This window comes from Nocardiopsis camelliae (genome assembly GCF_028993595.1).
Lineage (GTDB): Bacteria > Actinomycetota > Actinomycetes > Streptosporangiales > Streptosporangiaceae > Nocardiopsis > Nocardiopsis dassonvillei.
In genome coordinates, this window is the sequence record NZ_CP118614.1 from 4,333,359 (window position 1) to 4,349,996 (window position 16,638).

12 protein-coding genes are annotated in these 16,638 nt (G+C 72.5%); 5 read left to right on the top strand and 7 right to left on the bottom strand.

Features of this window, described 5'->3' with window-relative positions; all coding sequences use genetic code 11:
- Positions 1 to 82: 82 nt before the first annotated feature.
- Positions 83 to 1,855, bottom strand: coding sequence for an ABC transporter ATP-binding protein (locus PV789_RS18905; RefSeq protein WP_274973881.1), 1,773 nt, complete (start codon positions 1,853 to 1,855; stop codon positions 83 to 85).
- A 259-nt stretch (positions 1,856 to 2,114) separates the two neighbouring features.
- Here PV789_RS18905 and PV789_RS18910 point away from each other — a divergent pair, with 259 nt between their 5' ends.
- Both PV789_RS18910 and PV789_RS18915 read left to right on the top strand, forming a co-directional pair.
- On the top strand, positions 2,115 to 3,314 hold the full coding sequence (locus PV789_RS18910; RefSeq protein WP_274973882.1) for a thiolase family protein: 1,200 nt from the start codon (positions 2,115 to 2,117) through the stop codon (positions 3,312 to 3,314).
- Positions 3,311 to 5,404 (top strand): 3-hydroxyacyl-CoA dehydrogenase NAD-binding domain-containing protein, encoded by a 2,094-nt coding sequence (locus PV789_RS18915; protein WP_274973883.1) that lies wholly within the window; start codon positions 3,311 to 3,313, stop codon positions 5,402 to 5,404. The genes PV789_RS18910 and PV789_RS18915 overlap by 4 nt, the downstream gene beginning before the upstream one ends.
- Before the next feature lie 88 nt (positions 5,405 to 5,492).
- On the opposite strand, the gene PV789_RS18920 is transcribed toward PV789_RS18915, so the two are convergent.
- Positions 5,493 to 5,792, bottom strand: coding sequence for a YrhK family protein (locus PV789_RS18920; protein ID WP_274973884.1), 300 nt, complete (start codon positions 5,790 to 5,792; stop codon positions 5,493 to 5,495).
- Between the two features lie 128 nt (positions 5,793 to 5,920).
- Between PV789_RS18920 and PV789_RS18925 the strand changes: the two genes are divergently transcribed.
- Positions 5,921 to 6,793, top strand: a complete 873-nt coding sequence (locus tag PV789_RS18925) for a hypothetical protein (RefSeq protein WP_274973885.1) — start codon at positions 5,921 to 5,923, stop codon at positions 6,791 to 6,793.
- Positions 6,794 to 6,903: 110 nt separating this feature from the next.
- Here the strand turns inward: PV789_RS18925 and PV789_RS18930 are convergent, their stop codons facing one another.
- Positions 6,904 to 9,120 (bottom strand): MMPL family transporter, encoded by a 2,217-nt coding sequence (locus PV789_RS18930; protein WP_274973886.1) that lies wholly within the window; start codon positions 9,118 to 9,120, stop codon positions 6,904 to 6,906.
- Between the two features lie 149 nt (positions 9,121 to 9,269).
- On the opposite strand from PV789_RS18930, the gene PV789_RS18935 reads away from it, so the two are divergent.
- Both PV789_RS18935 and PV789_RS18940 read left to right on the top strand, forming a co-directional pair.
- On the top strand, positions 9,270 to 10,052 hold the full coding sequence (locus PV789_RS18935; RefSeq protein ID WP_274973887.1) for a TetR/AcrR family transcriptional regulator: 783 nt from the start codon (positions 9,270 to 9,272) through the stop codon (positions 10,050 to 10,052).
- A gap of 96 nt (positions 10,053 to 10,148) precedes the next feature.
- Positions 10,149 to 11,612, top strand: coding sequence for a neutral zinc metallopeptidase (locus tag PV789_RS18940; RefSeq protein ID WP_274973888.1), 1,464 nt, complete (start codon positions 10,149 to 10,151; stop codon positions 11,610 to 11,612).
- 27 nt (positions 11,613 to 11,639) lie between these two features.
- Here the strand turns inward: PV789_RS18940 and PV789_RS18945 are convergent, their stop codons facing one another.
- The 4 genes from PV789_RS18945 to PV789_RS18960 all read right to left on the bottom strand — a co-directional run bounded on the left by PV789_RS18945 (position 11,640) and on the right by PV789_RS18960 (position 16,476).
- Entirely contained in the window at positions 11,640 to 13,040 is a 1,401-nt protein-coding gene (locus PV789_RS18945) for an FAD-dependent oxidoreductase (protein ID WP_274973889.1), read from the bottom strand.
- 54 nt (positions 13,041 to 13,094) lie between these two features.
- Complete coding sequence (gene dxs, locus PV789_RS18950) at positions 13,095 to 15,023, bottom strand: 1-deoxy-D-xylulose-5-phosphate synthase (RefSeq protein ID WP_274973890.1); 1,929 nt, start codon at positions 15,021 to 15,023, stop codon at positions 13,095 to 13,097.
- Between the two features lie 222 nt (positions 15,024 to 15,245).
- Entirely contained in the window at positions 15,246 to 16,031 is a 786-nt protein-coding gene (locus PV789_RS18955; protein ID WP_274973891.1) for a sulfite exporter TauE/SafE family protein, read from the bottom strand.
- A 37-nt stretch (positions 16,032 to 16,068) separates the two neighbouring features.
- A complete protein-coding gene (locus tag PV789_RS18960) occupies positions 16,069 to 16,476 on the bottom strand; it encodes a styrene monooxygenase/indole monooxygenase family protein (protein ID WP_498047485.1) in 408 nt (135 codons plus the stop codon).
- Positions 16,477 to 16,638: the final 162 nt, after the last annotated feature.

Below are 16,638 nucleotides of genomic sequence, written 5' to 3' on the forward strand. Positions count from 1 at the left end.
CGGCGCGCGGAGCGCCTGATCCGGCGAGGCCTCATGAACGCTGCGGGGGCCGGGGTCGTGCGACCCCGGCCCCCCGGCGTGTTCAGGGGGCCTCGGCGGTGAGCAGCTGCCCGGCGGCGAGGTCGCGGTAGAGGTCGTCGGCGGCCACCAGCTCCTCGTGGGTGCCCACGGCGCGCACCCGTCCGGCGTCCATGACCACGATCCGGTCGGCGCTGGTGACCGTGGACAGCCGGTGCGCCACGACGATGACGTTGGTGTGGCGGGCCGCGTCCAGCATGACCTCCTTGAGGGCCCTCTCGTTGGCGGCGTCCAGTTGGGAGGTCGCCTCGTCCATGAGCAGCAGCCGGGGGCCGCGCAGCAGGGCGCGGGCGATGGCCACCCGCTGGCGCTCCCCTCCGGAGACCGTCACGCCCCGGTGGCCGATCGCGCTGTCCAGCCCGTCGGGCAGGCGGGCCACCAGGTCCCCCAGTCGGGCGCGGAGCACGGTCCGGGCCAGCTCCTCCTCGGTGGCCTCCGGGGCGGCCATGAGCAGGTTCTCGCGCAGGGTGCCGTCCAGGACCGGGGCGTCCTGCTCCACGTAGCCGATCTGGGCGCGCAGCGCCGCCAGCGGCCACGCGCGCACGTCGGTCCCGTCCAGGAGCACCCGGCCGGAGGTGGTGTCGTAGAACCGCTCCACCAGGGAGAACACCGTGGTCTTGCCCGCTCCGGAGGGGCCGACCAGGGCGGTCAGACCGGCCCCGGAGGCCTCGAAGCTCACGCCGTGGTGCACCGGAGCCAGGTCGGGGTGGTAGCGGAAGGCCACGTCCTCGAAGACGACCGAGGCGGGGCGGCCGGGGCCCGCCTCGGGAGCGGCGCCCTCCCCGAGGTCCTCCTGGGCCAGTTCGGCGACCTCGTCCACGCGCCGCACGGCCGCCAGGCCGGTCTGGAGTTCGGTGGCCGAGCTGACCAGGGTGCTGATCGGCTCCATGAGGTAGAAGAGCAGGAGCAGGAAGGCGATCAGGGAGGAGACGGGCAGCTCCCCGGCGGCCACGCGTCCCCCGCCGACGGCGAGGATGGCCAGGAAGGCGACGTTGACCGCCAGCGAGGCGGTGGTGCCCGACACGGCCGTCCACCCGGCCACCGCCACGCCCCTGCGCCAGGACTCGACCGCGGCGGCGTCCAGGCGGGCGGTCTCGGCCTCCTCCGCGGAGGAGGCCTTGACGGTGCGGAACGCGCCGAAGATCCGCTCCAGACGTGAACCCATCTCGCCGAGCGCGGCCTGGGCCGCCTGGGTGGCGGTGCCGATCCGGGGCAGGATCACGCCCATGACCAGGCCGACCATGACGATCATCGCGGCGGCCAGCAGGAACAGGAGGCCGTCGAGGACGGCCATGACCACGACGCCGCCCACCAGCAGTACCGAGCCGGTGAACAGGTTGGTGATGCCGCTGGTGGCGACCGTGCGCAGCAGGGTGGTGTCCGCGGTCAGGCGGGCCACCAGGTCGCCGGGCTTGAGGCGGTCGACCTCGGCCACGCGCAGCCGGACCAGTCGGCCGACCAGGCCCCGGCGCACGCCGAGCACGACGCTCTGGCCGGTGCGCTCCAGCAGGAAGGCGCCCAGGGCGCCGATGAGGGCGCCGGCGAGGATGACGGCGGTCAGGGCCAGGACCGGCCCGAGGATGGGTTCCCCCGCGCCGAGGGCGTCGATGACGTACTTGGCCAGGAGGGGCTGGGACAGGCTGGTGAGGCCGCCAAGGAAGGTGAGCGCCCCGCCCAGGACGAGCACCCGCCAGTGGGGGCGGGCGTACCCCCACAGGCGTCGCGGGGACGCCTTGGGCGCGGTCTCGGTGTTCGCGGCGCGGCCGGCGTCGCGCACGCCCGGATCTGACACGTGGGCCCCCGATGTCGTCGCACGGCGCCTTCGCGCCGTCCGCTGTGGTTCGCTGTGTTCGGCGATGGAACGTCCGGTCAGCCAACCGCGCGCCGGGCGCGCCGTGCCACCGCCGAAAGTCGGGGATCGCCCCTGACTTACGCCCCTGACCGAAGTCGGGGGGTCCACTGCTCGCAGAAGTTGTTACTGACGAGTAGCATGGTGGTCGACGAGTCCATCCACCCCTGGAGAAGGAGGGGCCATCGTGCCGCGAACTGCCCGCGATGTCGTGTTTGTCGACGGGGTCCGCACCCCGTTCGGCAAGTCAGGCAAGGGCCTCTACGCCGAGACGCGCGCCGACGACCTCGTCGTACGCGTGATCCGCGAACTGATGCGCCGCAACCCGGGACTGCCCCCCGAGCGCGTCGACGAGGTCGCCGTCGCCGCCACCACCCAGATCGGCGACCAGGGCCTGACGATCGGGCGCAGCGCCGCGATCCTCGCCGGACTGCCCCGCAGCGTTCCCGGCTACGCGATCGACCGCATGTGCGCCGGTGCGCTCACGGCCGTCACCACCTCCGGCGCGGGCATCGCCTTCGGCGCCTACGACGTGGTCATCGCGGGCGGCGTCGAGCACATGGGCCGCCACCCCATGGGCGAGGGCGTGGACCCCAACCCGCGCTTCCTCTCCGAGAAGCTCGTGGACCCGTCCGCGCTGGTCATGGGCAACACCGCCGAGAACCTGCACGACCGCTACCCCTCCATCACCAAGGAGCGGGCCGACGCCTACGCGGTGCGCAGCCAGGAGAAGGTCGCCAAGGCCTACGCCGACGGCCGGATCCAGCCCGACCTGGTCGAGGTCCTGGTCCGCTCCCTGGAGAAGGGCTACGGCCTGGCCACCCAGGACGAGCCGCCCCGGCCCGGTACCACGATGGAGTCGCTGGCCTCCCTCAAGACCCCGTTCCGCGCGCACGGCAACGTGACGCCCGGCAACGCCGCCGGTCTCAACGACGGCGCCACCGGCGCGATCCTGGCCGCCGAGGACGTGGCCGAGGAGCTGGGGCTGGGCGCCAGGATGCGCCTGGTGGACTTCTCCTTCGCCGGCGTGGAGCCCGAGGTCATGGGCGTGGGCCCGGTCCCGGCCACCGAGAAGCTGTTCGCCCGCCAGGGCATCTCGATGGACGACGTCGGCCTGATCGAGATCAACGAGGCCTTCGCCGTGCAGGTGCTGGCCTTCCTGGAGCACTTCGGCCTCGCCGACGACGACGCCCGCGTCAACCCCTGGGGCGGCGCGATCGCCCTCGGCCACCCGCTGGCCTCCTCGGGTGTGCGCCTGATGATGCAGCTCGCGCGCCAGTTCGCCGAGCGCCCCGACGTCCGCTATGGCCTGACCACCATGTGCGTCGGCATGGGCATGGGCGGGACCGTCCTGTGGGAGAACACCAACTACGAGGGGGGCAAGTGAGCACCGTCATCGACCAGGCACGGGAGCTGTTCAGCGACGAGGTCGTCACCAACGCCCTCTCCCGCGACATCGAACTCCCCTACGGCGCGGGCACCGCGGTCCTGATCACGCTGGACAACGGACACGACCACACCAAGCCCAACACCTTCGGCCCCGGCGGGCTGCTCAGCCTGGACGCGGCGATCGAGGCGGCCGGGGCGCGCACCGACATCGTCGCCGTGGCCGTCACCGGCAAGCCGTTCATCTTCGCCGTGGGCGCGGACCTGACCGGTGTGCCCGCCCTGCAGAACCGCGAGCAGGCGCACGCCATCGGCAAGCTGGGCCACGACGTGTTCCGCAAGCTCGGCGAGCTGGACGTGCCCACCTTCGCGCTGGTCAACGGCGCGGCGATGGGCGGCGGCGTCGAGGTGGCGCTGCACTGCACCTACCGCACCATCTCCTCGGGCGTCCCGGCGCTGTCGCTGCCGGAGACCTTCCTGGGCCTGGTGCCCGGCTGGGGCGGCACCTACCTGCTGCCGAACCTGATCGGCGCCGAGAAGGCCCTCAAGGTCATCATCGACAACCCGCTCGCCCAGAACAAGGTGCTCAAGGGCGCGCAGGCCTTCGAGATGGGCATCGCCGACGCGATGTTCGAGCCCGCCGACTTCGTCGAGGAGTCGCTGCGCTGGGCCGCCGGGGTCCTCAAGGGCGACGTCGTGGTCGAGCGCCCCGAGGTCGACAGGGGCGAGGCCTGGGACAACGCGGTCAACATGGCCCGGTTCACCGTCGAGGGCAAGCTGCACGGCGCCGCCCCGGCCCCGGCCCGCGCGGTCGAGCTGGTCGCACAGGCGAAGACCCGCACGCGCGACGAGGGCTTCGCGGCCGAGGACGACGCGCTGGCCGACCTGATCATGAGCGACGAGCTCAGGGCGGGCCTGTACGCGTTCGACCTGGTGCAGAAGCGCGCCAAGCGCCCCGCGGGAGCCCCGGACAAGTCGCTGGCCCGCAAGGTCACCAAGGTCGGCGTCGTCGGCGCCGGTCTGATGGCCGGGCAGCTGGCGCTGCTGTTCGCCCGCCGCCTGGACGTTCCGGTCGTCATGACCGACCTGGACCAGGAGCGCCTGGACAAGGGCGTGGCCTACGTGCACGGCGAGGTGGACAAGCTCCTGAGCAAGGGCCGGGTCAACAACGACAAGGCCAACCACCTCAAGGCCCTGGTGAGCGGTTCGCTGACCAAGGACGCCTTCTCCGACGCCGACTTCGTCATCGAGGCCGTGTTCGAGAAGATGGAGGTCAAGCAGCAGGTGTTCGCCGAGGTGGAGGCAGTGGTCTCCCCCGAGGCGATCCTGGCCACCAACACCTCCTCGCTGTCGATCACCGAGATGGCCTCCAAGCTCCGCCACCCCGAGCGGGTCGTGGGCTTCCACTTCTTCAACCCGGTCGCGGTCCTGCCGCTGCTGGAGATCGTCCGCGGCGAGGCGACCGACGAGGCCTCCCTGGCCACGGCCTTCGCCACCGCCAAGAAGCTGAAGAAGACCGCGGTGCTGTGCAAGGACGCCCCGGCGTTCGTGGTCAACCGCCTGCTCACCCTGTTCATGGGCGAGGTCCTGGGCGCCGTCGGCGAGGGCACCGAGCCCGAGACGGCCGACCGCGCGGTGGCGCCCCTGGGCCTGCCGATGTCGCCGCTGCTGCTGCTCCAGCTGGTGGGCCCGGCGGTCGCGCTGCACGTGTCCGAGACCCTGCACGAGGCCTTCCCCGAGCGCTTCGCGGTCTCCGCCGAGCTGGCCGAGATCGTCAAGGCGGGCAAGACGGCGATCTACGCCCCCGACTTCAGCATCGACCCCGAGGTCCGCGCGCTGCTCATGGGCGGCGACAAGCCGTCCGAGGAGAGCGAGATCCTGGACCGGGCGCTGCGCGCGCTGGCCCGGGAGATCCGGATCATGCTGGACGAGGGCGTCGTGGCCGAGGCCGCCGACATCGACCTGTGCCTGATCACCGGCGCGGGCTGGCCGTTCCACACCGGCGGCATCACCCCCTACCTGGACAAGGTCGGGGTGTCGGAGGCCGTGAACGGCAAGCGGTTCCACGAGGGAGACCCGAAGGCGTTCTAGCCTTCGCGAAACCCCGCGGCGGGCCCGGCAGCGGATGCCGGGCCCGCCGTCGCGTGTCCGGGAGGCCCCGCCCGTCCAGCTCGACCGGTCAGAAGTCCTGGGAGGACTCCTCCCCGGTCGAGCTGGGGCTGGAGGCGCGCACGCGCCGGATGTGCAGCTGCCTGCCCAGCCGGATCACCGGGCGGATCAGCAGCTCGACGCTGCCGACGAGGAAGCACCAGGTGCCCGCGGTGGTCCAGGCCTCGGAGAAGAACATGATGCTTCCGGCGATGAACCACAGGGCGATGAGGATGTCGTTGACGATGCTCGCGGTCTCGTAGCGGCGCCGGACGACGAGTTCGTCGTGCCCCACGTGCAGGACCAGCGGTCTGCTCTGCTTCTCGGACATGTCCGGCCCTCCCCGCGGGGTCGTCTCGGTACCGCGTCTTCCCCTGCCCGAAGTGGGCGAACACGAAAAGTCACCACATAACGACTACTCGTACATACTTGCTGGTAACCCTGTGTAACGTCTGCCTCGTGGCAATATCCGCTGAACACCAGATCTACTCCGAGTTGTTCGCCGACGCACCGGACACGGCCGTCGGCTTCCTGCGCGGCCTCGGCGTGGACGTACCCGACTACGACCGCAGCGAGGTCACCTCGTGCGACCTCGGCCACGTCGATCCCGTCGAACGCCGATCGGACGTCGCGATCATGCTGCGCGGCCCCGGCCCGAAGGACCCCTTCGACAAACTGATGGGCATCGTCGTGGAGGTCCAGCGCGACGAGAAGGAGCGCAAGCGCTTCACCTGGCCCGAGTACGTGGCCTCGCTGCGCTCACGGCACGAGTGCCCGGTCGTCCTGCTGACCATCTGCCCGAAGCAGTCCGTGGCGGACTGGTACGCCGAGCCGATCCACCTCGGCCATCCCGGTTTCGTCCTGCGTCCCCTGGCGGTGGGGCCGTCCGGGATCCCGGTCATCACCGATCCCGGGGAGGTGGAGCGGCACCCGTCCCTGGGCGTGCTGTCCGCCGCCGCGCACGGCGGTCAGGACATGGACGTGCTCAAAGCCCTGCACACCGGCCTCGATGCGATCGACCGGGAAAAGGCTACGAAGTACATTGGATTCACGTTGAACCTGCTGGCGAAGACCGAAGGCCAGGCCGCCCTGGAGGAACTCATGATGACGGACACGTACGAGTACAGCAGCCCCTGGACCGAGAGCCTCAAGGCCGAAGGACGGGCCGAAGGACGGGCCGAGGACATCCTCCGGATTCTCACCCGACGCGGCATTGATGTACCCGAAGAAGCACGCGAACGCATCAGCGAGTGCCGTGACCACGAAGTACTCGACACCTGGCTCGACCGGACCATCACCATCACCCACATCGACGAACTCTTCGCCGAGTGACCCGAGGACCGTGACGGGCCCCGCGACACGCACCCCGGCCGCGTCACGGCACCGCCGACAGCGAAAAGACCCCGCCCGGGAGCTCCCGGGCGGGATCGCGAGACGGTCGGTCACACCCCCGCGTGCACCCTCCTGCGCCCGTCCTGCTCCACGGCGGGTTCGGGCCCGTCCTCGTCGCCGCCCTCGGAGATCCCGATCCGGTCGTGCAGCCAGCGCAGCGGCCGGGGCAGCCACCAGTTGGCTCCGCCCAGCAGGCGCATCGTGGCGGGCACCATGACCGCGCGCACCAGGGTGGCGTCCACCAGGACCGCGATGGCCAGGCCGATGCCGATGATCTTCAGGAAGAGCAGGTCCGAGGTGCCCATGGCCAGGAGCACCACCATCAGCAGGATCGCGGCGCTGGTGATGATCTGGCCGGTGTGCTGGAGCCCCGCCGCCACCGAGCGCGTGTTGTCGCCGGTGCGCAGGTACTCCTCGCGCACCCGGCTGAGCAGGAACAGCTCGTAGTCCATCGCCAGGCCGAAGGCCACGACGATGATCAACACCAGGTAGGTGGGGTCGATGGTGCCCACCACCTCGAACCCGAGCAGCCCGGAGAAGGCGCCCTCCTGGAAGCCCCAGACCACCACGCCCAGGGAGGCGCCCAGGGACAGCGCACCCATGAGCACCGCCTTGATCGGCAGGACGATCGATCCGAAGGCGAGGAAGAGCAGGAGCAGGGTGGCCGTGGCGACGAAGCCCACGGTCATGGGCGCGGCGTCGACGATCGCCGCCACGTTGTCCTGCTGCATCGCGGCCACGCCGCCGACCAGGGTCTCCTCCGCGCCCTCCGGAACCGGTTCGGCGCGCACGTCGCGCACCAGGTCGGCGACCTCCGGGGAGTCGGACGCGCCCTCGTAGGCGACCACGATGTGGGCGACCCCGTCGCCGGTGCGCTCCACCGTGGCGGACACGGCCTCCTCCAAGCCCGCCAGGCGCTCGGCGTACTCCTCCAGGGCCCCGTCGGAGGCGTCGCCGACCACCGCGACCTGGAGCGTGCCCAGGCCGCCCGCGGGGAAGTCGTCGGAGAGCGCCTCGGTGGCGATGCGGCTCCCGGAGTCGGCGGGCAGGTAGCGCTGGTCGGTGGAGCCGAGTTCGGTGGAGGCCAGGCCGGAGCTGAAGACCAGCAGGACACCGCCGACCGCGACCAGGGAGACGGCGGGGCCGCGCATGACGGTGCGGGCCAGGCGCGACCAGGCCCCCTCGTGCACGGCTCCGGTGACGGTGCGGCGGGGCAGCGGCAGCCGCAGGCGGTTGATCCGGTGGCCGACCACGGACATCAGCGCGGGCAGGAAGACCAGTGCGGCCAGCAGGTCGAACACCACGACCGCGATACCGCCCCAGCCGATCGACTGGAGGATGGGCTGGGGGAAGAAGAGCAGGCCGGCGAAGGCGATGCCGACGGTGATGCCGGAGAAGGCCACGGTACGCCCGGCGGTGTCCACGGTGCGGCTCACCGCGTCGGCGATGCCGCGGCCACGCCCGAGTTCCTCGCGGAAGCGGCTGACCATGAACAGGCCGTAGTCGATGGCCAGCCCCAGACCCAGGATGGTGGCGACGTTGATCGCGAACACCGACACGTCGGTGACGTAGGTCAGGGCCCGCAGGAGGGTCAGCGAGCCCAGGATGGCCAGGCCGCCGACGGCGAGCGGGACCAGGCCCGCGACGAGGCCGCCGAAGATCAGGACCAGGAGGAACAGCAGGATCGGCAGGGTGATGAGCTCGGCGCGCACGACGTCGCTCTCGGCCTTCTCGGCCAGTTCGCTCTCGATCGCCACCGAGCCGCCCAGGTGGACCTCCAGGTTGCTGGAGGACAGGTGGTCGGCGACCTCCTCGTACTGGTGGAGGCGGTCGGCGTGGGTCTCCCCGTTGAGGGTCACGGGGATGTAGGTGGCGTCCATGTCCTCGGACACGAGCATGCCGCGCTCGGTCTCGCCGAGATCCTCGTCGAGGTAGGTGTCGAAGTCGGCGACCACGTCCTCGGGCATGCCGTCGGCGATACGCTGGATCGCAGCGGCGAAGGTGGGGTTGTCCACCTGGATCTCGTCGCTGCGGTAGACCGCGACGACGTCGACGCCGTCGTGGCCCAGCTCCTCCTCCAGCACGCGCGTGGCCCGTGCGGACTCCGAGCCGGGGTCCTCGAACCCGCTCTCGCTGACGTCGGAGAAGACCCCCGCGCCCCAGATCCCGGAGAAGAGCGCGAAGACCGCGGTGGCGGCGAGGACCACCCAGCGCCAGCGGTGGACTCCCCGCCCCAGCCGGCCGAAAAGCCCCGTGTGTGTCGGCATGCGCCGCCCTTTCAGGAAACAGGATTCATGTCCGTTAACGGTGTTTGCTAACGGCGTTCACTAAAGCGTGCGGGCGTTACGATGTCAACGTCGTCGACGAGGACCACGGTGCCCCGACCGGGCGCCCGAGACGGGGTGTAGCGCAGCAGATGACGAAACCGCAGCTGGACCGGGGGGTCGGGAGGCCGAGCCGCCGCGAGCGTGTGCGCGAGGCCACAATGGCGGAGATCAAGGGGATCGCCCGCCGCCATCTGGTCGAGCAGGGGGCCGCGGGGGTGTCCCTGCGCGCCATCGCGCGGGAGATGGGCATGACCGCACCGGGGCTGTACCGCTACGTCTCGGGGATCGACTCGCTGCTGGTGCTGATCACCGCGGACATGTTCCAGGAGCTGGGCGACGCGGTGGCCGCGGCCGACGCGAGCGTGCCCGCCGAGGACACCGACCTGCGTATCCTCACCTCGCTGCGTGCCTTCCGGGCCTGGGCGGTCGGGCACCGGGCCGAGTTCGCCACGATGTTCGGTCCGCGCGTACGCCTGATCCCCAAGGAGGACATCGCACTCGCGATGGACACCAGTCGGCGCTTCGGCGCCACCTTCTACGCCCTCTTCGACCGCTTGCTGCTGGAGGAGCGGTTCGCGCTGCCCGACGGGGACCGCATCACCCCGGAGCTGGCCCGCGAGCTGCGCTCCTTCGCCGACACCTGCGGCTTCTCGGCCCCGCACATCCCGGTGGAGGCGGTCATGGTGCTCAGCACGTGCTGGGTACGCCTGTACGGGGTGGTGTGCATGGAGGTGTTCGAGCACCTCGACTTCGTGATGCGCGACATGGAACCGCTCTTCGAGTCCGAGCTCCAGAACATGCTGACGGGCCTGGGGGTTCGTTACCGGCCGCCGGAGAGCGGCACCCCCACGTCCGTGGGTACGTCCGGTTAAGCCTCATACTGGAGTTCTGCGACTCTTGCCGGATTCGCCCCCCAGGCGGAGACGACACCCCGGCACGCTGCGGCACGATAGCGAGGACTGAACCCCGTGGAGAACCCATCCGGCGGTGAGCGGCCCGGAGGCGAGACCCCCAGACCCGAGCGGTTCGGTACCGGAGGCGCCGACGGCGGCCCCGGCACCGAGGAGGACGCCGGACGCGGAGCGGACGGACGGGAACCCGGCGAGGCGGAGCAGGGGCGGGACGGAGCCGCCCGCACGCCCGCTCCCCCGCGCCCCGGACCGGCCGAGGACGCCTCCGGCCCGGTGGTCCCGCACCCGGAGTGGACGGGCAACCCCGTCCAGCACGCCGCTTCCCCCTCCCCCGGACCGGGCTCGGGTGCAGGCACGGGCGCCCCGCCGTACCGCCCCGTTCCCCCCTCCCCGGGGCTGGCACAGGCCGGTGCGCCGTACCGCCCCGTCCTCCCCGCCGCCCTCTACGGCCACCCCGTCCACCCGGGCGCCGGGTACGGCCCGCCCGCTACGGGCCCCGCCCCCGCGCCGCACCCCTGGCGGGCACCGGGCGCCCACACGCACCCCCACCCCTTCGCCCTCCCTCCCGGCGGACACCCCGCCGCCCACCCGGGGACCGCCTGGCAGCCGACCGCGCCGTCCTGGCCGCAGCCGCCGGAGCGGCCCTCGCGCCGCGGCGGTGCGAGCGTCCTGCTCGGTTCGGCGAGCGCGGCCGTGATCGCCCTCGTGGCGCTGGGCGCGAGCATCCTCATCGTCGCCACCACCCCCCAGGAGGAGCCCCAGCCCACCGGCGTCGACCTGTCCTCCCACTACGACGACCGCCTCAGGGCGCGGCCCAACCAGGTGGAGGTCGACGTCGTCGGCCACCCCCTCTACGACGTCGCCATGCCCGAGCCGGTCGACTGCGACGTCCCCGAGTTGGACATGGACTCCGACGAGTCCTGGGAGGAGTTCGCGGCCGTCTCCGGGAACTGCCTGAACACGCTGTGGGCGCCGGTGTTCGAGGACCTGGGCCTGTCCGTGGAGCTGCCCGAGTTCGCCGTCACCCGGACCTCGCCCGACCCCCCGGACGCCAGCCCGGAGGACGGGTACACGCTCGCCTACTACGAGAGCGACCTGAGCCGCATCACCGTCGTGCTGCCCAACGTGCGCCACCTGGGCGCCCTGCTCCCCCCGAGCGAGCGCGAGGAGGTCTGGCTCGCCCTGATGGGACACGAGTACGGCCACCACGTGCAGTACGCCACCGGCATCCTGGGCGTCGCGCACGGCATGACCTGGAAGGCCGAGAACGAGCAGGCCGAGCTGGAGGCGCTGCGCCGCACCGAGCTCCAGGCCGAGTGCATGGCCGGGGTTGGCCTGCGCGGGATCACCGGCGCCGACGAGGGGGCCCTGCGCACGGCCAACGAGCACTTCAACGGCGGCGGCGACCTCGACACGCACGGCACCGCCGGCAACCGGGCGCTCTGGCTGGAGCGGGGCTGGTCGCAGGAGACCGTGGAGGGCTGCAACACCTACGGCGCCGCCACCGACCAGGTCGCCTGAGCCTGCCCCGCGGGCGCGGGGCGGGGGTCAGCCGCCGACGACCCTGCGGTAGGCCTCCCAGCCGTGGAGCTTGACCCGTTCGCCCCGGTCCAGCTCCACGGCCTGGTCGGCCTCGGCGGTGTCGATGCGCAGCCAGTCCTCGTAGTCGCTGTGGGCCACCCCGCGCTCGTCCAGCACGGTCTCCAGCGGGACCAGTTCCGGGGCCGCCCCGCGCAGCGCCCCCGCGTCCTCCAGCAGGGCGCGCACGGTCGCGGCGGCGTCGGACTTGTTGGTGCCGATCACCCCGGTGGCGCCCCGTTTGATCCAACCGGCCACGTAGTCGCCGGGGACCGCGCCGCCGTCGGCGTCCAGGACGCGCCCGCCCTCCTGGGGCACGGTGCGCCCCTTCGCGTCGAAGGGCACCCCGGGCAGCGCGACGCCCGCGTACCCCACCGAGCGCAGCACCATCCCGGCGGGCAGGTCGGTGGTCCGGCCGGTCCCGGTCAGACGTCCGTCGGCGTCCAGGCGGGTCTCCTCCACCCGCACACCGCTCACGCGGCCCTCCTCCCGGCCGAGGACCTCCACGGGCCGGGCCCAGAAGTGCAGCCGCACGGTGCGCCCGCGCCCGCGTGACCCGCGGGAGGCGTGCTCGGCCAGGAGCCGCAGGTTGGTGCGGGCGGCCCGGGCGACGTCGCGCAGCTCGGGGGCGCCGGCGCCCACGGCGGTGGGGTCGATGTCGACCTGTTCGGGGCGCACGACGACGTCGGCGCCGGGCAGCGCGAGCAGGTCGCGCAGCTCGGGCGCGGTGAACTTGGCCTGGAGGGGGCCGCGCCGCGACAGCAGGTGGACGGTGCGCACACGGCTGGCGGCGAGCACGTCCAGGACCGGCTGGGGGATGTCGGTGTGGCGGAGCTCGTCGGCGGTCTTGGCGAGGATGCGCACCACGTCCAGGGCGACGTTGCCCGCCCCGACAACGACGACCTCCTCGGCGTCGAGCACGAACCGCTCCAGGGCGGTGTCGGGGTGCCCGCAGTACCAGTTGACGAAGTCGGTGGCGGCGACGCTGCCGGGCAGGTCCTCCCCCGGCACGTCCATGCGGCGGTCGACGCTGGCGCCGGTGGCGTAGACGACGGCGTGGTGGGTGCGGGCCAGGTCGGCGCGGGTGAGGTCGGTGCCGAACTCGACCCCGCCGACGAAGCGCACGTCGGGGTGTTCCAGAACCCGGCGCAGCGCCCGGGCCACACCCTTGATCTTGGTGTGGTCGGGGGCCACCCCGTAGCGCACCAGCCCGTAGGGCGTGGGCAGGCGGTCCATGACGTCGACCCGCACGGGCACGCGCCGCTGCCGCGTCAGGGCGTCGGCAGCGTAGACGCCCGCCGGGCCGGAGCCGATCACGGCCACCCGGAGCGGTGCGGCGGTGCTGTGCTGCTCAGGTTCGGAGGAGCTCATGTGCCCATTCTGGCAGCCCGGGGGCGTCCCCCGGGCTGCCTGGGACGCGTGCGCTCAGGCGGTCTCGTCGGCCAGTTCGCCGGCGGACTTGGCGCCGTCGGTGTGCCGGGAGACCGTCTCGGTGAGACTGCGGGACAGCTCCTGGGGGGTCAGGCCCTGCTCGCGCAGGATGTCGTCGCGCTTGGCGTGGTCCAGGAACTCCTGCGCGATGCCGAACGTGCGCACCGGCACGTCCACGTCGTGGTCGCGCAGCAGGCGGGCCACGGCGTCGCCGACCGCGCCGGTGCGGCCGTTGTCCTCGATGACCGCGACGACGCTGTGCTCGGCGGCCTCGGCGACCAGGGCCTCGTCCAGCGGCTTGACCCACAGGGGGTCGACGACGGTGACGCCCAGCCCCTGGGCGGCCATCCGGTCGGCGACCTCGCAGGCGACCTGGGCCATGGTGCCCACGCCCACGATGAGCAGGTCCTTGGAGTTGCCGCCGTCGGCGGCGCGGCGGAGCAGGTCCATGGAGCCGACCTTGCCCACGGCGTCCAACTGCTCGGCGACCGCGCCCTTGGGGTAGCGCACGACGGTGGGCGCGTCTTCGACCGCGACGGCCTCGCGCACCAGGGCGCGCAGGCGCTCGGCGTCACGGGGCGCGGCCAGGCGCAGGCCCGGGACCACCTGGAGGATGGACATGTCCCACATGCCGTTGTGGCTGGCGCCGTCGTTGCCGGTGATCCCGGCGCGGTCCAGGCAGAAGGTGACGCCCTGGCGGTGCAGGGCGGCGTCCATGAGCACCTGGTCGAAACAGCGGTTGAGGAAGGTGGCGTAGACGGCCACGACCGGGTGCAGGCCGTTCATGGCCATGCCGGTGGCCGCGGTGGCGGCGTGCTGCTCGGCGATGCCCACGTCGAAGGTGCGCTCGGGGTAGGCCTCGGCGAACTTGTTGAGGCCGGTGGGGTGGAGCATGGCGGCGGTGATGGCCACCACGTCGGGGCGCTCGGCGCCGATCTCCACCATGGTGTCGGCGAAGACCGAGGTCCACTTGACGGCCTTGGGGCCGGGCTTGGCCTGGCCGGTGGCCACGTCGAAGGGGCCGGGGGCGTGGAACTGGTCCTCGTCGTGGTTCTCGGCCGGGGCGTAGCCCTTGCCCTTCTGGGTGATGCAGTGGACGATCGCCGGGCCGCCGAAGTCGCGGGCGCGGCGCAGCGCCTTCTCCAGGGCCTGCTCGTCGTGGCCGTCGATGGGACCGAGGTACTTCAGGCCCAGGTCCTCGAACATCATCTGCGGCTGGATGGCGTCCTTGAGGCCCTTCTTGATGCCGTGCAGCGCCTCGTAGAGGGGCTGGCCGACCACGGGCGTGCGGTTGAGGGTGGTCTTGGCCAGGTCCAGGGCCTGCTCGTAGCCGGGGGCCATGCGCAGGGAGGCGAGGTGGTCGGCCAGACCGCCCATGGTGGGCGAGTAGGAGCGGCCGTTGTCGTTGACCACGATGACCAGGCGCCGGTCCCGGCGCTCGGCGATGTTGTTGAGCGCCTCCCAGGCCATGCCGCCGGTGAGGGCGCCGTCGCCGATGACGGCGACCACGGTGCGGTCCCTGCGGCCCCGCACCTCGTTGGCCTTGGCCATGCCGTCGGCGTAGGACAGCGCGGTGGAGGCGTGGGAGTTCTCGACGAAGTCGTGCTCGGACTCGGCGCGGGAGGGGTACCCGGACAGGCCGCCCTCGGACTTGAGGTTGGTGAAGTCGTGGCGGCCGGTGAGCACCTTGTGCGCGTAGGCCTGGTGCCCGGTGTCGAAGATGATGGGGTCCTTCGGGGATTCGAAGACCCGGTGCAGCGCGATGGTCAGCTCGACGACGCCGAGGCTGGGGCCCAGGTGCCCGCCGGTCTGGGAGCAGGAGTCGACCAGGAAGTCCCGGATCTCCTGTGCCAGCGCAGGGAGCTGGTCGGCCGGAAGCCTCTTGAGCGCTTCCGGATTGTGTATCGACTCGAACAGTGCCACTGTCTCGTCAGTCCCCTCGTCCCGCGTGTCCGTTGAGTTTGCCGTTCCGTGCCCCTGACGTGGGCCGGGCCTGGCTACCGGCAGGTATGCATACCCGAGTTTATGGGCGTACGTCCACGGGTCCTACCCAACCCCGCGCGGGAGCGGCCCATGGAACGCCTACGCCGTCCGGTTACCGGGTTTTCGCGTACATTACCCGGCCCCCGGCGCGGTGTCCGCGAGTCATCCCAGGAAGGCCCGGGCGAGCAGTCCCAGCGCGGAGGCCGCCACGACCGCCAGCAGGGCCGCGCGCAGCCGCCCGGCGTCGACGCGGCGGCGCAGCGCGGTCCCGGCGAAGAAGCCCGCGACCACGAAGGGGACCGCGCAGGCCCCGACCGCGGCGGTCCGGGCGTCCATCTGGCCGCCCAGGGCCAGGGCCGCCAGCGAGACCGCGCCGCCCAGGAGGAAGAACGCGGCCAGGGTGGCGCGGACCCGGGCGGGCTCCTCGTACTGGTAGAGCAGCGCCATGGGCGGGCCGCCGATCGTGGTGGCGGTGCCGGTGAGGCCGGACAGGGTCCCGGCCGCCACGAGCGAGACGGGGGTGATGCGCACCCGCAGGGACCAGAGCGAGAGGGCGACGGCCACCAGCACCATCGCCCCGACCGCGCCCGCAAGCGCGCGGGGCTCCAGGGCGGCCACCACCCACACGCCCAGGGCGGTTCCGGGCAGGCGCGCGGGCAGTCCCCATGCGAGGCCGCGCCAGTCCACGTGCCGCCACTCCTGGAGGAGCGTGAGTCCGGGCAGGGCGATCACGGCGACCAGGAGCGCACCCGGCACGAGGGTGGGGTCCAGGAAGGACAGGACGGGCGCGGCGACCAGCCCGAGGCCGAGGCCGACGGTGCTCTGCACCGCGGCCCCGACGAAGACGGCGACCACCGCGGCGGCGACGAACGCCGCCACGTCGCTGGGGGCGAGCAGGCCGTGGCCGCTGGGGGCCAGGAAGGATGCGGCGGAGAGTTCTACGGGCACGGCGTGCGACGCTACATCCCCACCGTCCCGACCGGGTTCAGGAGGTAGGGAGATGGGACGACCGCGCGGGTTCGGCGCGCCGGACGCCGTCCACGTAGGCCAGGGCCCGTTCGGGGTGCAGGAACCACCCGATGAGGTCGCCGGGGTCGCTGAAGCAGTTGGCGAAGCGGTCGGCCGTCTCCTGGTGGCGCGCGGCGAGGCGGTACAGCTCCTCCAGATGCGGCGGGGCGGTGAGCAGGACCCCGCTCCACGCGGTCACCTGGCCGGCCAGGCGCTCGTACTCCCAGGGCGCCTCGCGGTACAGCACGTCCAGCAAGCCCGCGAGGACCTCCTCGCCGGAGGCGTCGGGGGGAAGCCGCCGGTCCAGGGGGCCGCCGGGCACCGCCTCGACCATGACGGCAAGGCACGGCGGACGCGCCCCGTGGCGCGGCCCGGTGGTCTTCACCGCGAAGCTAGCAGCGCCCCCGGGAGGCCGTTCAGCACCCTCGGTTCCGGGGCCCTCGCCCCGCGCGCGGGAACACCGGAGGAGGGGTCGGCACGAGGGCCCGGCCCGGCGCCTGGGGCGCCGGACCGGGCGGGAGAGGGCGGGGACGGCGGGGAGTGGGCG